Origin of the sequence: Streptomyces sp. Ag109_O5-10, from assembly GCF_900105755.1 — a bacterium.
GTDB lineage: Bacteria > Actinomycetota > Actinomycetes > Streptomycetales > Streptomycetaceae > Streptomyces.
In genome coordinates this window covers 9,307,618-9,324,753 of sequence record NZ_FNTQ01000001.1, presented here as the reverse complement: position 1 = coordinate 9,324,753, position 17,136 = coordinate 9,307,618, and the positions used below count along the sequence as shown (strand labels likewise).

General features: G+C 68.9%; 15 protein-coding genes and 3 pseudogenes. 12 read left to right on the top strand and 6 right to left on the bottom strand.

What is annotated here, in order from left to right:
- Positions 1–130 precede the first annotated feature (130 nt).
- The 8 genes and pseudogenes from BLW82_RS42325 (at position 131) to BLW82_RS42285 (ending at position 8,736) form a co-directional block, all read left to right on the top strand.
- Positions 131–1,149: pseudogene (locus BLW82_RS42325) on the top strand (zinc-binding dehydrogenase).
- Positions 1,146–1,907 (top strand): SDR family oxidoreductase, encoded by a 762-nt coding sequence (locus BLW82_RS42320; protein WP_093507706.1) that lies wholly within the window; start codon positions 1,146–1,148, stop codon positions 1,905–1,907. Before BLW82_RS42325 ends, BLW82_RS42320 begins: the two are co-directional and overlap by 4 nt.
- A 1,217-nt stretch (positions 1,908–3,124) precedes the next feature.
- Positions 3,125–4,495, top strand: coding sequence for an ABC transporter substrate-binding protein (locus BLW82_RS42310; RefSeq protein WP_093507702.1), 1,371 nt, complete (start codon positions 3,125–3,127; stop codon positions 4,493–4,495).
- A 1-nt stretch (position 4,496) separates the two neighbouring features.
- The gene (locus BLW82_RS42305; protein WP_093507700.1) at positions 4,497–5,450 is read left to right on the top strand and encodes a carbohydrate ABC transporter permease; all 954 of its coding nucleotides are present in this window, start codon (positions 4,497–4,499) and stop codon (positions 5,448–5,450) included.
- Between the two features lie 2 nt (positions 5,451–5,452).
- On the top strand, positions 5,453–6,355 hold the full coding sequence (locus BLW82_RS42300) for a carbohydrate ABC transporter permease (RefSeq protein WP_218162398.1): 903 nt from the start codon (positions 5,453–5,455) through the stop codon (positions 6,353–6,355).
- A 31-nt stretch (positions 6,356–6,386) separates the two neighbouring features.
- Positions 6,387–7,568 carry a mandelate racemase/muconate lactonizing enzyme family protein gene (locus BLW82_RS42295; protein WP_093507696.1) on the top strand — a complete coding sequence of 394 codons (1,182 nt, stop codon included), beginning with the start codon at positions 6,387–6,389 and terminating at the stop codon, positions 7,566–7,568.
- A complete protein-coding gene (locus BLW82_RS42290) occupies positions 7,565–7,903 on the top strand; it encodes an L-rhamnose mutarotase (protein WP_093507694.1) in 339 nt (112 codons plus the stop codon). The genes BLW82_RS42295 and BLW82_RS42290 overlap by 4 nt, the downstream gene beginning before the upstream one ends.
- Entirely contained in the window at positions 7,900–8,736 is an 837-nt protein-coding gene (locus BLW82_RS42285) for an amidohydrolase family protein (protein WP_177233243.1), read from the top strand. The genes BLW82_RS42290 and BLW82_RS42285 overlap by 4 nt, the downstream gene beginning before the upstream one ends.
- On the opposite strand, the gene BLW82_RS42280 is transcribed toward BLW82_RS42285, so the two are convergent.
- Positions 8,721–9,503, bottom strand: coding sequence for a FadR/GntR family transcriptional regulator (locus tag BLW82_RS42280; protein WP_093508582.1), 783 nt, complete (start codon positions 9,501–9,503; stop codon positions 8,721–8,723). The genes BLW82_RS42285 and BLW82_RS42280 overlap by 16 nt on opposite strands.
- A gap of 10 nt (positions 9,504–9,513) precedes the next feature.
- Entirely contained in the window at positions 9,514–9,666 is a 153-nt protein-coding gene (locus BLW82_RS44785; RefSeq protein ID WP_177233242.1) for a hypothetical protein, read from the bottom strand.
- A gap of 991 nt (positions 9,667–10,657) precedes the next feature.
- On the opposite strand from BLW82_RS44785, the gene BLW82_RS42275 reads away from it, so the two are divergent.
- Complete coding sequence (locus BLW82_RS42275; RefSeq protein WP_143063756.1) at positions 10,658–12,070, top strand: S8/S53 family peptidase; 1,413 nt, start codon at positions 10,658–10,660, stop codon at positions 12,068–12,070.
- A gap of 61 nt (positions 12,071–12,131) precedes the next feature.
- The gene (locus tag BLW82_RS42270; RefSeq protein ID WP_093507688.1) at positions 12,132–12,656 is read left to right on the top strand and encodes a hypothetical protein; all 525 of its coding nucleotides are present in this window, start codon (positions 12,132–12,134) and stop codon (positions 12,654–12,656) included.
- A gap of 258 nt (positions 12,657–12,914) precedes the next feature.
- Here BLW82_RS42270 and BLW82_RS42265 read toward each other — a convergent pair.
- Together BLW82_RS42265 and BLW82_RS42260 are read right to left on the bottom strand one after the other, a co-directional pair.
- Positions 12,915–13,190: pseudogene (locus tag BLW82_RS42265) on the bottom strand (leucine zipper domain-containing protein); the annotation flags it as partial.
- Between the two features lie 128 nt (positions 13,191–13,318).
- Positions 13,319–13,801 (bottom strand): SRPBCC family protein, encoded by a 483-nt coding sequence (locus BLW82_RS42260; protein ID WP_093507686.1) that lies wholly within the window; start codon positions 13,799–13,801, stop codon positions 13,319–13,321.
- Between the two features lie 100 nt (positions 13,802–13,901).
- Between BLW82_RS42260 and BLW82_RS42255 the strand changes: the two genes are divergently transcribed.
- Both BLW82_RS42255 and BLW82_RS42250 read left to right on the top strand, forming a co-directional pair.
- Positions 13,902–14,645, top strand: a complete 744-nt coding sequence (locus tag BLW82_RS42255; protein WP_256216157.1) for a TetR family transcriptional regulator — start codon at positions 13,902–13,904, stop codon at positions 14,643–14,645.
- A 144-nt stretch (positions 14,646–14,789) separates the two neighbouring features.
- Positions 14,790–15,185, top strand: a complete 396-nt coding sequence (locus tag BLW82_RS42250; protein ID WP_256216156.1) for a hypothetical protein — start codon at positions 14,790–14,792, stop codon at positions 15,183–15,185.
- On the opposite strand, the pseudogene BLW82_RS42245 reads toward BLW82_RS42250, so the two are convergent.
- Both BLW82_RS42245 and BLW82_RS42240 read right to left on the bottom strand, forming a co-directional pair.
- Positions 15,142–15,477: pseudogene (locus tag BLW82_RS42245) on the bottom strand (IS5/IS1182 family transposase); the annotation flags it as partial. The gene BLW82_RS42250 and the pseudogene BLW82_RS42245 overlap by 44 nt on opposite strands.
- 173 nt (positions 15,478–15,650) lie before the next feature.
- Entirely contained in the window at positions 15,651–16,916 is a 1,266-nt protein-coding gene (locus tag BLW82_RS42240; protein WP_177233241.1) for an MFS transporter, read from the bottom strand.
- Between the last annotated feature and the right edge of the window lie 220 nt (positions 16,917–17,136).

The window sequence follows — 17,136 nt, the reverse complement described above, 5'->3', positions numbered from 1 at the left end:
GCGTGGCGGTTGCTTGCTGGTCACGAGGTCGAGTTCTACCACGACAGCATACGTATTATGTTTCATGCTAGGCTGCGCAACCCCTGGGGGCCGGCGCGGCCTGCGACATGGCGAGGAGGAGCCGATCGGTATGTTGGCGGCAAGCTACGTGGGTGCCCGCACGATGACCGTCGAGGAGCAGGAACCGGCTGAGCTGCGTGCGGGGAGGTCCGAATCGCCGTGGCGTACGTCGGAATCTGCGGCACGGACCTCCATGTGTTCCACGGGGACATGGAGGGCCGGGTCAGCAAGCCGGCGACGATCGGACACGAGATGTCGGGCACGGTCGTCACCCTCGGCGCCGGCGTGGAGGGCTGGTCGGTGGGCGATGCGGTGACCGTCATGCCGCTGGCCTGGGACGACACCTGTCCTGCCTGCCGTGCGGGGAACGAGCACATCTGCCAGAACCTGGACTTCATAGGCATCGACAGCCCCGGAGCCCTTCAGGAGTACTGGAACGTACCGGCGTCGACACTCGTGCGGCTGCCCTCGGGGATCTCGCTGCGAGACGCCGCGCTCGTGGAGCCCGTCGCGGTGGCCGTTCACGACGTACGACGGTCCGAACTCGCCGCGGGCGACAAGGCGGTCGTCATCGGTGCGGGCCCGATCGGCGTTCTGATCGCGATCGTCGCCGCCGCGTTCGGTGCCGAGGTCGTGATCGCCGAGATCGACCCGACCCGCCGGGCCGCCGCCGAGGAGATGGGGCTGACGACGCTGGACCCCCTGTCGGTCGACCAGGTCGCCTGGGTGGAGGAGTGGACGAACGGCGCCGGAGCGGACGTCGTGTTCGAAGTCTCCGGCTCGGCCGCCGCCGTGCTCGGCGCCACCAGCCTGGCGAAGGTCCGCGGCACGCTCGTGGTGGTGGCCATCCATGCGCAGCCGCGGCCCGTCGACCTGCACCGCGTGTTCTGGCGGGAACTGAGGTTGCTCGGTGCACGGGTCTACCAACGCCGCGACTTCGAGCGTGCCATCGAGCTCTTGGCCGAGGGTGCCGTCCCGGCCGGGAAGCTCATCACGGGTACCGTCCCCCTGCGAGAGGTGGAATCGGCCTTCGGCCTCCTTGAGACCGGGCAGGCGATGAAGCTGCTCGTCGAGGTGAGCGCGTCATGAACCTGTTCGACCTGACCGGGCGCCTGGCCGTCGTGACGGGGGCCAAGCGGGGAATCGGATTCGCCGTCGCCGAGGCTCTGGCCGCCGCGGGCGCCGACATCGTCGGACTCTCCGCCACCCTCGATCCGGCCTCATCGGCTATCGGAGACCGCGTGCGCGAGCTCGGCCGTGAGTTCTCGGGACACCGTGTGGATTTCGCGGACCGGCGGCAGGTGACCCGGCTCGGCGAGGAACTCGCCGCAGGCGAGCGCCCGGTGGACATCTTGGTCAACAACGCCGGGACCATCCGCCGCGCTCCCGCAGCCGAGCATCCCCTCGAATGGTTCGACGAGGTGCTCGAAGTCGATCTCACGAGCACCTTCGTGCTCAGCCAGATTCTCGGACGGCGGATGCTGGAGGCGCAGCACGGGCGCATCGTCTTCACCGCCTCCCTGCTCTCGTTCCAGGGCGGTATCAATGTGCCGGGGTATGCGGCGGCCAAGTCCGGCGTGGCGGGACTGATCCGGGCGCTTTCGAACGAGTGGGCCGGACGTGGTGTGACCGTCAACGGCATCGCCCCGGGCTACATCGCGACCGACAACACCCAAGCGCTTCAGGACGACCCCGACCGGTCCCGCGCGATCCTCGAGCGGATCCCGGCAGGGCGGTGGGGAACAGCGGAGGACATCGCGGGCGCTGCTGTCTTCTTGGCGTCGGACGCCGCGCGCTACGTCTCCGGAACGATCCTGCCGGTCGACGGTGGCTGGCTCGGCCGATAAGGCTCTCCCCTTGCCCTAGTCCTCAGCCGACTCGGCACCGCGGCGGTCTCGGCGGGACGAGTCGGAGCCGACGCCTTCGGCCGGCGGGTCGTTCGCGACATGCGAGAGCAAAGTGTCGGCGCAACGGTCATCGTCGGTCTTGACGCGCCGACCGGCCCGCTCTTCAGGGAGAGGCGCACCTCCAGCCACAAGGGTGCGGTCCCACCGGTGTGCCGGATCGGCGCGAGCCGACGACGGCCTGGCCGCCACCCTCATCCCCCGCTCCCGCGGATCACCACCGCCGCTGCTGCCTCAGTGGTTCGGCATTCCCGGGAGCGGCAAGGCAGGCGTCGGCATAGTCCCGCGCCGCGTTCGGGTCACGGCGGCCGGCTCGCGCAGGGCGTCGGCGCTCAGTCGATGCCGGCGCTCGATATCCATCACCGTATACGGGGACGCCCCGAGCGAGGTGAGCCGGGCACCGAGCTCCGACGGGTGGGAGGGCGCGGGGAGACGGACGGCTGTGACCACGCCGGTGCACAGGGCGTGCGGCACGCGTTCCAGGCTGTGGCCAGGGCACCGGCAGGCGCGGCGTCCACTTCGTGGCGTGCTTCAGGCAGTTGGGTGCCTCGGATGTGTGCCAGGCACCCGTTCTGGCACGGGGGGACTTCGCAGGACGGGGGCCGAACGGTGGGGGCTGCGGGGTCGAGACGGGCTGCGGCGGAGGTCTGCGGGAAAGCGGCCGTGGCGCTGCTGTCCGTCACGGTCTCGGACTGCCGGAGTACCTCCCGTGCGGCGGCTGCGCTGCGAATTCGACGGCTCCGACCGGTGATTCCCGCCGGGACATCCGCTCGAGCGAGGCGGCGGGTCATGCGCCAGGGCATCGGCTGACAGGACGCATCCGGATGTACACCCCGGCCCTGCAGTCGGCGCCGTCGGCAGCGACCGGACACGGCCACTCCGCGTCCGTCAAGAGCGACTCAATCGCGCGTCGGCGGGGCCGAGTTGAGCGTCTCCTGATCGCGGTCGGCTTCAGCAGGCCCGAGTTGCCGAGAGAACCTGCCTGCAGACCCGAAGCCCAGGGCAATCACCAGGCCACCGTTCGCTGCGGACCCCACAAGATCTCACCGACAGCAGCTGCTCAAAGTGATACGTATCGAGCTCGTGACAAACATAATACGTATGCTCTACAGTCCTCGGCGCGGAGTCGTCAACGAAGTCGACAGGACAAAGGACATCTCATGGTCGGAATCCACACAGGGGTGCGTTCGCGCCGTAGAGCGTCGACCGTCGCCGTGGCGTGCGTCGCGACGGCGCTCCTCGCCCTCGCCGGTTGCGGGGGCGGAGGAAGCTCGGTGAACGGGGCGTATGGCTTTCCCGAGGTCAAGCAGGAGGCCTCCTCGACGATCACCGTCTGGGTGGACGCGGACCGACAGGCTGCCGCGAAGGCGTTCCAGAAGGCGAACCCGGACATCAAGATCAAGGTCGTCACCTACGACGGGTCGGCCAACGGGTCCAACTCCTTCCGGACGAAGATGCAGCTCTTCGACCGCGCCGGCAGCGGCTGGCCCGACGTCGTCTTCTCCAGCCAGAACAACGACGCCGCGTGGGCCAGTCAGAAGAGCGGCGGCAAGCAGGCGTTCGCGGCCGTGCTGGACAAGGGCCTGGTCCCGAAGGACACGCTCGGCAACTTCACCGAAGGCTCGCTCAACCCCTGCACTGTGGACGGCCGCCTGTACTGCCTGCGCAACGACCTCGCCCAGGCGGTGCTCTGGTACAACAAGTCCCTGCTGGACAAGTTCGGATACGCCGTCCCCACCACGTGGGAGGAGTACCAGGCGCTCGGCGAGAAGGTCGCCAAGGAGCACCCCGGCTACATCGTCGGAACGGCCGGCGACGCCTGGACGCCCGAGGTGTTCATGTGGGGAAGCAAGTGCCAGGCCAATGACGTGCCCGGCCCCGAGTCCCTCACCGTGAAGACCGACTCGACCGAGTGCAGGCGGGCGGCCTCGCTGCTCGACACCCTCCGTGACAACGGAACCGTGCCGGCGGTCAGCGTGTTCACCCCCGAGTTCCTGAAGAAGTACACGGGCAAGGTGCTGATGATGCCGGGTCCGGCCTGGTACGCCGGCGCGATCTTCAACAACCCCCAGTCGCTCAACGTGCCGGCCGGCCAGCTCGGCGTCGCCGCGCCGCTGCCGTGGAAGGGCGAGAGCGGGGCGGTGACGGGCAACGTGGGTGGCGGAACCTGGTTCGTCTCCAGCCATTCGAAGAACCTCAAGGCCGCCGAGAAGTTCGTCCAGTTCGTCACCACCGCCGACGAGTACCAGGTTGATGTCGCACCGGGCTACCCGGCCTACGCGCCCGCCGCGCAGAAGTGGGTCGCCAAGCAGGAGGCGAGCAAGTACTACGCCACCCCGCTGCAGCCGGTCGTGACCGCGGCGTCGCAGGTCTGGGACGGCTGGGGTTACCCCATGTTCAGCCAGGAGGCGATCTGGGCGAAGACGATCACCCCGGGGATCACCGGCGGCAAGTCGATCGTGGACCTGCTGCCGACCTGGCAGACGGCCATCGAGAACCAGGCCAAGGTCAACGGATACAAGGTGAACTGAAATGACCCTGGCTCCTCCGGGTGACCGGCCGGCCGTTGACGCCTCCGGGCGTCGGCGGCCGGGCCGGGGCAGCGGCCGGGCGGCCGGCCGCGCCTCCGCTCGCAGTCCGATCGGCTATCTCTTCGTCTCGCCCTACGCCTTGCTCACCGTCGTCTTCGGGATCGCGCCGTCGCTCTACGCCGTGGTCCTCGCCTTCACGAACGCCGACGGCGGATTCGCGGGCATCGACAACTTCACCATGGTCGTCGAAGACTTCCGGTTCTGGCCGGCCGTGTTCCACGTGACCGCCTATCTCGTCATCTGGCTCCTCGGCCTGGTCGTGTTCGTCGTCGGCCTGGCGCTGGTGGTCCACGCCATCGGCGTGCGGTGGGTGAGCACGACGCTGCGCTTCGTCTACTACCTGCCCGGCGCGCTCGCGGGCGCGTCCAGCGTCCTGTTGTGGCTCTTCGTCCTCGACCCGACCGCGAGCCCGGTCAGCGGTCTGCTCAAGGCGATGGGGTTCGAGAGCTTCGTGCAGGTGATCCAGCCCGGCCACCTTCCGGCGATCTTCGCGATCATCGCCTTCTGGACCGGAGCAGGCGGATGGATCCTCATCATGTACGGCGCCCTCAACAACATCAGCACCGAGGTGATCGAGGCCGCCCGCATCGACGGTGCGAACGCCGTCCAGATCGCGCTGCGGATCCAGCTTCCGATGCTGCGCAAGTGGGTCGCGTACATGGGCGTCATGTCGCTCGCGGCAGGCACCCAGCTGTTCGTCGAGCCGCAGTTGCTCAGCCAGGCCAGCAACGCGGTGGTGCCCAACGACTACTCGCTCAACCAGCTGGCCTACCAGTACGCCTTCCAGCAGAACGACTTCAACGGCGCGGCCGCGATCTCGCTGATCCTGCTGGTCGTAGCACTCCTGCTGTCCTGGGTGTTCGTGACCCGCGGCGGCCTGTTCGAGAAGGAATGACCATGGCAGCACTCTCCGCCGCACGCCGCCGGCCGAGCCTGAGCGGGTGGAGCGGCCGGTCCCTCGTAGGCGTCGTCCTCGTCGTCTTCCTCCTGTTCTTCGCCATCCCGATCGTCTGGCTGCTGCTCGCGGTCACGAAGTCCTCGAAGTCCCTCGTCGTCTCGGACCCGTTCTCGCTCGGGTCGTGGTCGGACCTCGTCGCCAACTGGCACCAGTTGTTCGACTTCCAGGACGGTGCCGTGACCACCTGGATCGGGAACTCCGCGCTGTACGCGATCGGCGCTCTGGTGATCACGCTCGTCGTGAGCATCCCCGCCGGCTACGCCCTCGCGCTCACGGAGTTCAGGCTTCGGCAGGCGCTGCTGGTGCTGACGCTCGTCGTCATGCTGATCCCCAACACCGCGCTGGTGCTGCCCATCTTCCTCGAACTGAACAGCGTCAACCTGATCGGGAGCCCGCTGTCGGTGATCCTGCCCATGTCGTTCTTCCCGTTCGGCGTCTATCTCACCTACATCTACTTCTCGACCAGCATCCCCCGTGACATCCTCGCCGCCGCGCGCATCGACGGCTGCAGCGGATTCCAGGTCTTCACCCGGGTCGCCCTTCCGCTGGCCGCCCCGGTCGTCGCCCTGGTGGCGTTCTTCAGCTTCGTACAGAACTGGAACAACTTCTTCCTCCCGTTCGTGATGCTGCCTTCGAGCGACGGCTATCCGATCCAGGTCGGGCTCACCTCGCTCCTGGCGTCAACCCCGGCTTTCAATCCCAGCTCCGCGGGATCCGACTCCGTCCAGCTGCCCACCTTGGCACTGGGGACGATCGTGTCGATCCTGCCCGTCCTGGTCGTCTTCCTGTTTTCCCAGCGCTTCCTGGTCGCAGGCATGACAGCTGGAGGAACCAAGGAATGACCACTCCCCTCTGCAAGGAGACCCACCGCCGATGAAGATCACCGGGTACCGCAGTCTGAACACCGTTCACGACTGGGGCAGAATCACCGGGGACGTCAACGGTGTCCAGCCGGGCCACGCCACGCCGGTCCCCGTCCTCATCATCGAGACCGACAGCGGAATCGAGGGAGTGGGCCTCGGGGCCCATGCCGACATCGCCCGTGTCTTCCCCGCGATCGAGGGCGACGACCCGCGCTCGGTCACGGCGCTCTACGACAGCATGCTCGACTGGGTGTTCAAGGCCGGTCACTCGGGATCCACCTTCGGCACCGTCGGCGCCGTCGACATGGCCCTGTGGGACATCAAGGCCAAGGCCGCCGACGAGCCGCTCTGGCGGACCCTCGGAGCCCGCGAGCGCTTCGTCCCCGGATACGCGTCCGGTCTCGAGTACGGCCTGACCGACGAGGACCTCGCGGTCCTCTACGGCCGGTTCGCGGACCGCGGGTTCAAGGCCGGCAAGCTGAAGGGCGGCCGCGACCTCGACCGCGACCTGCCCCGGCTGGAGATCATGCGCGACGTCCTGAGCCGCAACTCCCGCCGGCCGGCGCTCATGTTCGACGCCAACGAGTCGTGGAACCACGCCCAGGCGGCCCGGTATGTCGCGGCCATCGAGGAGCGCATGGACCTCACCTGGGTGGAGGAACCGCTGCGCCGATGGGATGCGGCCGGCATGGCCTCGCTGCGCGGAAAGGTGCGCGCGGCGATCGCCAGCGGCGAGAACCTGACCGGACTGGAGCAGTACCGCCCTCTGCTCGACGCCAACGCGGTGGACATCGTGCAGGTCGGCAACGTATGGGGGATCACTCACTTCCTCCGCGTCGCGACGCTCGCCCACGCCCACGACCTGCCGGTGAGCCCCGTGGCGTACAACGCGAACCCGGTGGCGCACGCCGCCGCCGCCGTACCGAACCTGCTGACCTTCGAAGTCCAGGACCTTCACTTCCCCCTCGGTCTCGACGTCGACCAGCAGTTCGACGACGGAGGCATCGTCCTGGGCGATCGCCCGGGCATCGGGATCGTCGTCAACGAGTCCCGGATGTCACCGGCCGACGCCGCTCCACCCCGGCCCGCGGCGACCGGCCCGCACATCCGGCCCGAACGCGCCGGCCTGCGGCTGGTGGCCGAACCCGACGTGATCGACGACCCGACGCACCGCGGAGGCCGAACCCGATGACCCGTCGACCCGAGCGAAGGGCCTTCGTCGTAGGTGTGCGGCCCGACAAGCGCGAGGAGTACCTGGCGCTGCACCGCGCCGTCTGGCCGAGCGTCGAACGCAAGCTCACCGAGTGCAACGTGCGCAACTACAGCATCTTCATCTTCGGCGACATCCTGTTCGCCTACTACGAGTACGTCGGCGACGACCACGAGGCGGACATGCGGCGGATCGCCGACGACCCCACTTCGCAGGAATGGTGGACGCACACCGACCCGTGCCAGGTGAGGATCGCGGAGGAGCGTGATCCCGGGGCGCTGTGGCAGCCTGTCGAGGAAGTGTGGCACCTCGCATGAGTGCGGGCATCGACGCCCATGTGCACCTGTGGAACCGGGCCGTGGACCCGCAGGACTGGATCGACCCGGAGACCATGGGGCCGATCGCCCGCGACTTCGGAGCCCCCGATCTGAGCGGGATGCTGGACTCGACCGGTCTCGACGGTGCCGTGGTGGTGCAGTCGAGCAACAGCCTCGCCGAGAGCATCCGGCTCGCCGGGCTGGACTCGCCGGCCGTCGCCGGCCTGGTCGCGTGGGTCGACCTCGCGGCGGAGGTCGGACCCCAGCTCGACCGGATCCGCGAGAACGCCGCTGTCCCCGTCGTCGGGGTGCGGCATCTGGTCCACATCGACCCGGACCCGGAGTGGATGACGCGCGAGGAGATCGGTGCGGGCCTCACCGTCCTCGAGCAAGAGGGCCTCTGCTTCGACCTCGTCGTGCGTGAGTGGCAGCTCCCGCAGGCGACCCGCCTGGCCGCGCGCCACGGCGGACTCCGCTTCGTGCTCGATCACCTGGGCGGTCCGCCCGAGCCCGGGCAGGACAGGAGCACGTGGGCGTCCCGGCTGCGGGAGCTCGCGCGGCAGCCGAACGTCGTCGCGAAGGTCTCGGGACTCACCTCGGGCCTCTCCCCCGGTTCATGGCGTGCGAACGATCTCGCCGCACCGGTGACGATCGCCCTCGAATCCTTCGGCCCCGGGCGTCTGCTCTACGGCTCCGACTGGCCGCTGGCCGAACTGGGCGGCGGAGCGGGGGCCTGGAAGTCCGCTCTGGAGACGCTGCTGGAGGGGCTCTCCCCCGCGGAACGGGCGCGGGTGTTCGGCGGCAATGCCGCCGACGTCTACTCGCTCTCCTGATCGATCGCCCGACCACGTTCCCTTGGCGCGTGGTCGGGCAGCCGACGACGCTCCCACGAGACGTGGATGTGATCGTGCATCGCCTTCTGGGCCGCGGCGACGTCCTTCCTCGAGATGGCATCGACGATCGCCGCGTGTTCCTCCAGCGTCAGTGCGACCGCATCAGGCGGATCGATGCCCTGGTAGCGGCTGGACTCCACGGCGCGCTTGTACAGATGCTTGGCGATGTTCTCCGCCAGCCGGTTGCCGGAGATCTCCATGAGTGCGTAGTGGAACACCACATCCGCCTGCCGGAAGGAGTCCGTCTCGGACTCGCTTTCACGCATCGTGGTCAACGCGTTCTCCAGCCTCCTCAACCCGTCTGCGCTGCGAGAAGCGGCCACCGCGCCCGCCATCGCCGACTCGAGGCTCGCCCGCACGATCGTCAGCTCGTCGAGGACACCGAGCGTCGCGTCGTTGTCGATCAACGCGGACAGCACCACCGGGTCGAGCATGTTCCAGTACCCCGGCGCCCGTACCTGGGTGCCGCGCCCCTGGGAAACGATCACCAGGCCCTTCTCCTCGAGCCGCTTCACCGATTCACGCAGCACCGTACGACTCACGCCGAAGTGTTCGCTCAGCGGACCCTCCGGGGGCAGCAACTCGCCTTCCTTCAGCTGACCCGTCACGATGAGGTCGACGAGCTCGGAAACGACTGCCACACCCAAGCGGCTGGCGGGCAGGCGTCGCGGGAACAGACCGGTTGCGGGCTGCGACTCGGATGGCATAGGCATGACCTTATCGCTCAATCAATTTGCGGTCGAAGAGGTTCCTGGTCCACGACACGTCGTCGACGTTCAACGTCCGGATCGCGGAGGCGTTCACGAGTACGGCCTCGAAGTCATCGGCAGTGGCGCGCAGGCGCGGGAGATCCGGCGGCAACTCGTTCACGCGTTTGATCCCAGACCGGCCCGGCCCGAGCGCGTCAGACCAGCACTCCCGCCACCGCGGCCGTCACCGTGAATGACGCGACCAGCAGCACGACCACAGGCGGCCAGCCGACCCGGTCGCCGCGATCAGGACCCCCGCCGGCAGGTCCCCGCCGCTCACCCGCCGCCGCGCCGAACAGCTCACGGCACCCGGTGCAGTCTCTTTCGGTATCAGCCGGCCAGATGGAAGCCACCCGTCGCCTGCTGGCTTCGCCACGCGGTCGCCCGGTGCCGTGTGGCCGTGCCCATGGCCGGCGCCGGCCGTGGCGGCGTCGGAACCGAAGGCGATGCCCGCTCCGGTCACGGAGCCGACGAACCGCCGGGGTCACTGCGGCCACCGCCGTGCGGCGCGGGGCCGGGCGGCGGGCCCGGGTCTCTTCTCGCGAAGTGTCATGTGGGTTCTGTCCTCGCAGTCGTGCGCGACGGTGCTCCCGGCGCGCAACGACCACCGCACACCTGCCCGGCAGACCGCGGATATCGGTCCAGAGTGTGCCAAATGAGCATCCCGGTGGGGATTGCTCCCGTTTCGCTAACATCTCGCCAACTCTCGGTTCCGTCCGAACTCTCCGCCGGTCGCGGCCGTCGAAGCCCCGGCACCGCCCCGGCCCGGCCCGCTCCCGGTTCCCGACGGGCGTCCGGCGCCGTGGAGCCGTGGGAGTGTCTGCTCGTTCGCTCGTGTCCGCCGCACCCGGCGGCCGTGGACCGACGCCGGTGATGCCCGCGCGGCGAACGAGTCCTTCATGAAGCGCAGTTGGTCTCCAGTGCCGTGGCGCTGACGGCCGGACCGACTCCCGGCGCCCTTGACGCGTCCTGTGGAGCGCACGCATGACGCTCTGTCAGAAAAAAGGTTGCCCGTCCGGCGAACTCTTCCGCGTCGGTGTGGATCACACGTGCGTGACGCGTCGTCTCGCGTCGCACCCCATCAGGGGAACACAGAAGGGATTCGTGGATCCGTGGATCGTAGAAGAGGAAGAACCGGCCTGCGTACGGGCGTACGCGCGATCGTCGGCGGCCGTCGGGCGACCGGCGGAGCGGCCGCCCTGATCGTGGTCTCCGCCCTGCTGGCCGGAGCGCCGTCCTCCGCGCAGGCCGTGGCCGCGGCACCCGCGGGCGCCGGCACCGTACGGACGGCCGCTGCCACCGCCGGCGGCGGCGATCCGGTCGCACGGCTGCGGCAGGAGGTGCGGACCGGGTCCCTGTTGGACGCGCACGGCACGCGCAGCGTCTGCCCCCGGTGCGCGGGCCAGATCGTCACGGAGAAGAAGGGCGGCGCCACTCCGCTACGCGCGTCCGCGCCCGTCGGTTACGGGCCGCAGGACCTCGCCAAGGCCTACGGCCTGCCCGCCAAGTCGAAGAGCACCGCGACCATCGCGATCATCGACGCGGGCGTCGACGCCACCCTGGCCTCCGACCTGGCCACCTACCGCGCCGCCTTCGGGCTGCCCGCCTGCGGCACGGCGTCCGGCTGCCTGACGCTCAAGAACTACACCGGCGGCAAGCAGCCCGCACCGCAGAAGAGCGGCCCCGGGGCGGCGCTGGAGGAGGACGTCGCCGTCGAGACCTCGCTCGACCTCGACGCCGCCTCCGCGGCCTGCCCCACCTGCCACCTCCTGGAGATCTCCGTGCCCTGGCAGGACGGCGAGGACGACAACGACGTCTCCACCGGCGACTTCGCCAAGGCGGTCGACACGGCCGTGGCCGCCGGCGCCTCGGCGATCAGCATCAGTTACGGCTACACCGCGGACGTGACCAACACCAGCGGCGCCTCTCTCAAGGCGTTCAGGCACAAGGGCGTCGCGATCACCGCCTCCACCGGCGACTCCGGCTTCAACGGCGGTATCCACCAGGCATGGCCGTCCAACCTGCCCTCGGTGACCGCCGTCGGCGGCGTCACCCTGCCCGCCGACGCCCCCGCGACGGGCTGGTGGGCCGCCGGCAGCGGGTGCGAGACGAACTTCACCGCGGCCACCGGCCAGCCCGCCGCGGTCACCGCCGCCTGCGGCCACCACCGCGCGGCCGCCGACGTCTCCGCGGACGCCGACCCGGCGACCGGCCTTGCCGTCTACGACACCTACGCGCCGAGCAGCGGCGAACCCTACGACTGGACCGTCGTCGGCGGCACCAGCGCCTCCGCGCCCTACATAGCGGGTCTGTACGCCCGCGCCGGGCACCTCTCCGCCGTCCAGGGACCCAACACCCTGTACCAGGCCCCGGCGTCCGGCTTCACCGACGTCACCGGCGGCACCAACGAGGACTACCACCAGTGCGCCGACTACCCCGGGACCCGCACCTCGCTGTGCACCGCAGGCCCCGGCTGGGACGGGCTGACCGGAATCGGCATGCCCCACGGTCTCGGCGCGTTCTGACCCACCTCGTCCGGCACCCCTGATCCGGCTTCCCCCGACGAAAACGAGAGGACCCCTCCCCATGCGCAGAAGAACCCGGGCCACGGCCGTAGCGGCGGCCCTGTCCGTCATGCTCCTGACCGGCTCCGCGATGGCGAGCGCCAGCCCCGCCAAGCCCGCCGTGCGTCCCTGCACCACCGGCAACGTCTCGTTCTACTTCGGCGGCTACTCCTACGGCCTCAGCCACCGCAGCTTCGACCTGACCCTGCTCGCGCACGACGGCATCACCTGCAGCCTCAGCGACACCCCGCTGATCACCTTGAGCTCTCCGCCGGACCAGACCGACAAGATCCCGGTGACCGTCAACGGCCGCGGCGGCACCCTCGTCCTGCGCCCGGACTCGCCGCTGCACACGACCATCGCCTACTCGGTCCCCGACGCACCCGAGAACAAGGCACAGGTCAACGGGCTCCAGCTGGCCATGCCCGACGGCAGCAGCCGTGCGACGAGCTTCCTCTTCCCCGGCACCACCGACATCTACAAGGGCGGGGTGTACATCACGTCCTGGACGACCGGCATCGGCCTGGGCCAGGAAGAGCAGCACTGACCGCAGCCCGCGGGTGTCCATGACGCCACGGCCCCGGGCGGTGTGATCCAGCGTGATCGTGTGGCCGGCGGCAAACCGCCGGCCACACGACCGGTACGCGCGTGATGACGCGCCCGGGCGGGCACAGTGCAGCAGGACGCCGAACACCAGCTGAAAGAACGCGCCGACGGGGGGTGTGCGTGACGTCCACCCACACAGGTGCCGGTTGCCTCGAACGCGCGGCGCAGTTCGCGGATCTCGCCATTGGCGAGAGTGTCTTCGTGCTGGACTACGGCGGAGATCCCTTCGCGCACACTCCTCCCGGGCCCTTGTGCGACGGGGGCTGGAGTGAGGGCGGCTGGAGTGAGGGCGGCTGGAGCGGTCCGCCATCCAGCCGAGGCCACTCCCCCAGTATCGGTCCGCCCACCGATTCGCTGTGCTGGGCGAGACTTGGAAGCGTTCAGCGGCGCTACGGAGTGGCCATTGACCGTCGACCACACACTGGGCCAGGCGCAGGCCGCCAGTCTCAGTCAGGGGTGCGTTGCGGTGGACCATGTGGCTCTCTCTGGTTCGAGGATGACGATGGCCGGGGCACGGGTGATGTCCCGAGGCCCCGGCCGTCTCGCGGGCGCTGACGAACGGTGAGGTGCCGAAGTGGTCGATGTTCAGCGGTTCACGCCTGCTCAGGGCCGCTTGGGATCCAAGGGGATTTGCCGGCGCAGGTTGCCTTGGTCGTCGAGGTCGTTCAGCACCGCAGGCAGTCCCTTGGTGAGCATCTTCGTGCGGACGGCGCCAAGGATCCTGGCCATGAAGTAGCCTCCGGCGCCGGTGAAGCCGGTGTGGTCGTACGCGAAGCGCGTTCCGCTGCCGTGCGGTGTGAGTCGGTAAGCGACCTCAGTGACCTCGCCACCGCTTTCGTCCTGCCACGAGTAGCGCAGCAGCGAAGGCTCGCGTACCTCCAGCACCTCGCACAGTACGACGCCGCTCCAGCCCGGCTTGGGGTTCGCGATGAACTTGAATGTGGTGCCGACCGTGGTGGCGAAGCCCGCTGGCCGAGCGCCGGCGCCGGTGGCCGTCCACCGCGGAATCAGCTCCGGATCGGTGACCGCGCGCCAGACCTTCTCCGGTGGATGCGGGTAGTCGCGGACGATGTGGATGGCGCTCATTGAGGGCTCCTCTCGCATGCAGGCGTCAAGCCGCATATATTTTCAGCGACTGAAAACTTACAGTAGCAGAAATTATCTGGTGACTGGATATGCTTCGGTGATGACCATGCGCACCGTGGATTGGACGGCCCTGCGCCCGCATGACGAGATGCCCGCCGCCGAGGGGCTACGGGAGCGCAAGAAACGGCTTCTTCGACGGCAGTTGTCCGACACAGCCACCGAGATGTTCATGGAGAGGGGCTTCGACGCGGTACGGGTCGCCGAGATCGCAGAAGCCTGCGGGGTCTCGGAGAAGACGGTGTTCAACTACTTCCCGACCAAGGAATCCCTCGTCCTCGATCTGGGCGAGGTCACCATGGCCTCGCTGAGAGCCATCCTGGCCGACCCGGACCTGTCGCCGGTCGACGCGACGTTGAAGATCCTCTCCAGCGAGCTGGCCAACATCACGTCATGGCTGAGCTCTCAGAACGACCCGGCCGAGGCCAAGGCCATGCTTCTGCGCTTCGGCACGCTGATGGGATCCACACCGTCTCTGCGGGCCTATCAGCGCGACACCGCCGACAAGCAAGTCGCCGTAGCTGCCGAAGTCTTGGCCCAGCGAACCGGGATGAGCCCGGACGACCCCGAATCGCAGATCGCCGCAACCGCCCTGCTCGCTCTGTGGCCCATCCAGTTCCGGGCGCTGCGCAAGCACCTGAACCGCACCCAGACCTTCGAAGAACTGCACGACGCCGTGAGTGCCGACGTCCAACGCGCAGCCCGACTCATCGACATCGGACTCAACTCGCTGGAGACCCGGCCGGCGCAGTCAGAGATCCAGACGTCAGGCCCCGGGGCGCCGTAAGCGACAGCACCGCGACCGCGGCTTCCCGTGCTCGACCCCACCCTGTCACCAACCTCTGCGGGGAGAACAGCCGGGGCCTGTCCGATGGGTCGTATGGGCTGATCAGAGACGTGGCCTAGTGTTCGCTGGAACGAAGGGGGCCGTATGGCACGCGACACAGCTGAAGCAGAGACGGGGATGAAGGGGATCACGTTTCCTGCCTGGCAGGGACAGCACTACGTGACGTTGGCTGAGCTACTGGTTCGCCTCGGCAGCTTCGGCCTGGACCTGACCTGGCGCATCGAGTTCGACGAGATCGTCGATCCTCGCTGTGTCGAGATGCAGAGACGCTCCGCCGACGCCGGCATGGACACGTTGACCTTGTTGTCGCTGACGACCCCCTTCCTCCAGTTGGTCGACGCCGAAGCACGTGGGTTCGCCGAGGACAAACTGGTGATTGTTCTGACCGAGTTCGACAGTTCCTCCTGGGACGTCAGGGCTGTCGACGAGCGCGTACTCAGCGAACTTCGCCACCACTTCCCGGGTACCGAGGATCTCTGAACGGGGCGCTGCACTCCGGACGCAGCCGTAGGCTGATCGCCGCCACGGTGACTGTTCCGTGGGACGTAAGCCCTCTTGTCGTAGCGCGTGGCGATGGCTCGGAAGGTCTTGAGCCGGTTGGTGGCCGCCCGACTTCGTTGCGGCGGCGGTGGATCGTCTCGTCGAACCTGGTGGGCCGACCGCCTTGGCTGCCGCGGCGCCGGCGGTTGGTCCGCTGGTCTCTCGGCTCGGGGATCGTGTGCTTGATCTGGCCTCTGCGCAGGTGACGCCGGTTGCTGTGTGACGAGTAGGAAGAAGACCACGACCGAGGCTTGCAGGCAGAACGCCTGCCAGGGAGCAAGCTGCCGGGTCCGCGGGCGAGCCGCCCGGCCCTCGTCCGTCGTCATCGGGACTCCTGTTGCGCGGGACGACGTACGTGGAAAGGACGGGGAACGGCCGTGGCCCGCGGACTCGGGGTGTGCGATCTCAGTCCCGCAGCGTGCGGGCTGCGATGGCCGAGGCGCTGATGGCTGCCGGGAAGTCGGCGTAGAACGCGATGTGGGTGATGAGCGCCGCCAGTTCGGCCTGTGTCACGCCATTGTCGACGGCCCGCCGCAGTTGCGCGGGCAGCTCGTCGGGGCGGTAGAGCGCCACGACCGCGGCCACGGTGGCGATGCTCCGGTCCCGGGGACTGAGCGCGGGATCCGCCCACACCTGGCTGTACAGCGGGTCCTCCAACAACTCGGTCAGGGCCGGGGTGAAAGCACGGGCCAGTGCCCCTGCCGCGGAACCTAGCGACCCGGCCGCGAAGTACGCCGTCATGTAGAGAGTGTTGAGGCGGGCCCGTGCCTCGGGATGCTGTGTGAGGGCGTGGGTTTGATTGGCGACGTTGCTCACGCGGGCACCGGAGTCCAGCAGCAGTGCCCCGACGATGAGCGCGCCGGCCGACAGACGCCACAGACCGGCGATGAGGAGGCCGAGAGCCATCGTCCCCGCGGCTCCCACCGCCAGGCGTCGCCGCATACGGCCGTCGAGGAACCGGCCGATGGCCAAAACCGTGGCGGTGCCGACGACACCGACCAAGCCCAGCAGTCCGGCACTGGTGGTCGACCAGCGGTGCGCCGGGCCGGTCACGTACAGCGTCACCGCGGTCCAGAAGACGTTGAAGCCGGCGAATCCGGCAGCCGCGGTCAGCGCCGCCCAGCGCAGGCCACGCTGACCTCGCAGGAGCGGAAGAAGCGAAGCCAGCAGGGCCCGGTAACCCAGCCCGTGGCGCACGGCCGGTTCGGGCAACCCTCGCAGCGCAAGGTGCACGACCAGCGTCATCAGCGCTGACAGCACATACACCGACCGCCAGCCGAGGAGACCGTCGAGCGCCCCGGCGATGACTCGGGCACCCACGATGCCGCCGAAGAGGCCGGCCGTGATGCGTGCCGTGGTACGCCCCACGGCCTCCCGCGGCGCCAGCGACGCTGCGGCCGGCATGAGAATCTGCGCCAGCACGCTCGTTGCTCCCAGCAGCACCGATGCCGCCGCGAACATCGGGTAATCGGTGGCGGAGGCCGCGAGCGCGAGGGCGATCAACCTGCTCGCGTTCAACCAGCTCATCAGCCGGTGCAGCCCGGTCCTTTCCAGAGCGGGCACCACCAGCAGCAGCCCGGCTGCGTAGCCGACCATGGTGATCATCGGCAGCAGTCCGGCGAGCGCATCGGAAACAGCGAAGGAGGCGGCCAGTGGCCGCAGGAGCGGCATCCCCCGGCCCACCCGGCCACTCCAAGCCCTCCTCGCCCTTCGCCCGACAGCACCCTGACAACGTGCCCCACCGACGCGGAGGCTCGTCTCAACCGCTGCCGCGCCCGGCCCGACCTGTGGCGCCAGGAAACATAGGCAGTGGCGAGCTCTGGACTCCGATCGAGGGAGGTGGTTTCCTGCTGCGGACCACCGGCCTCGTAGCGTCGCAATGGTGCTGGAC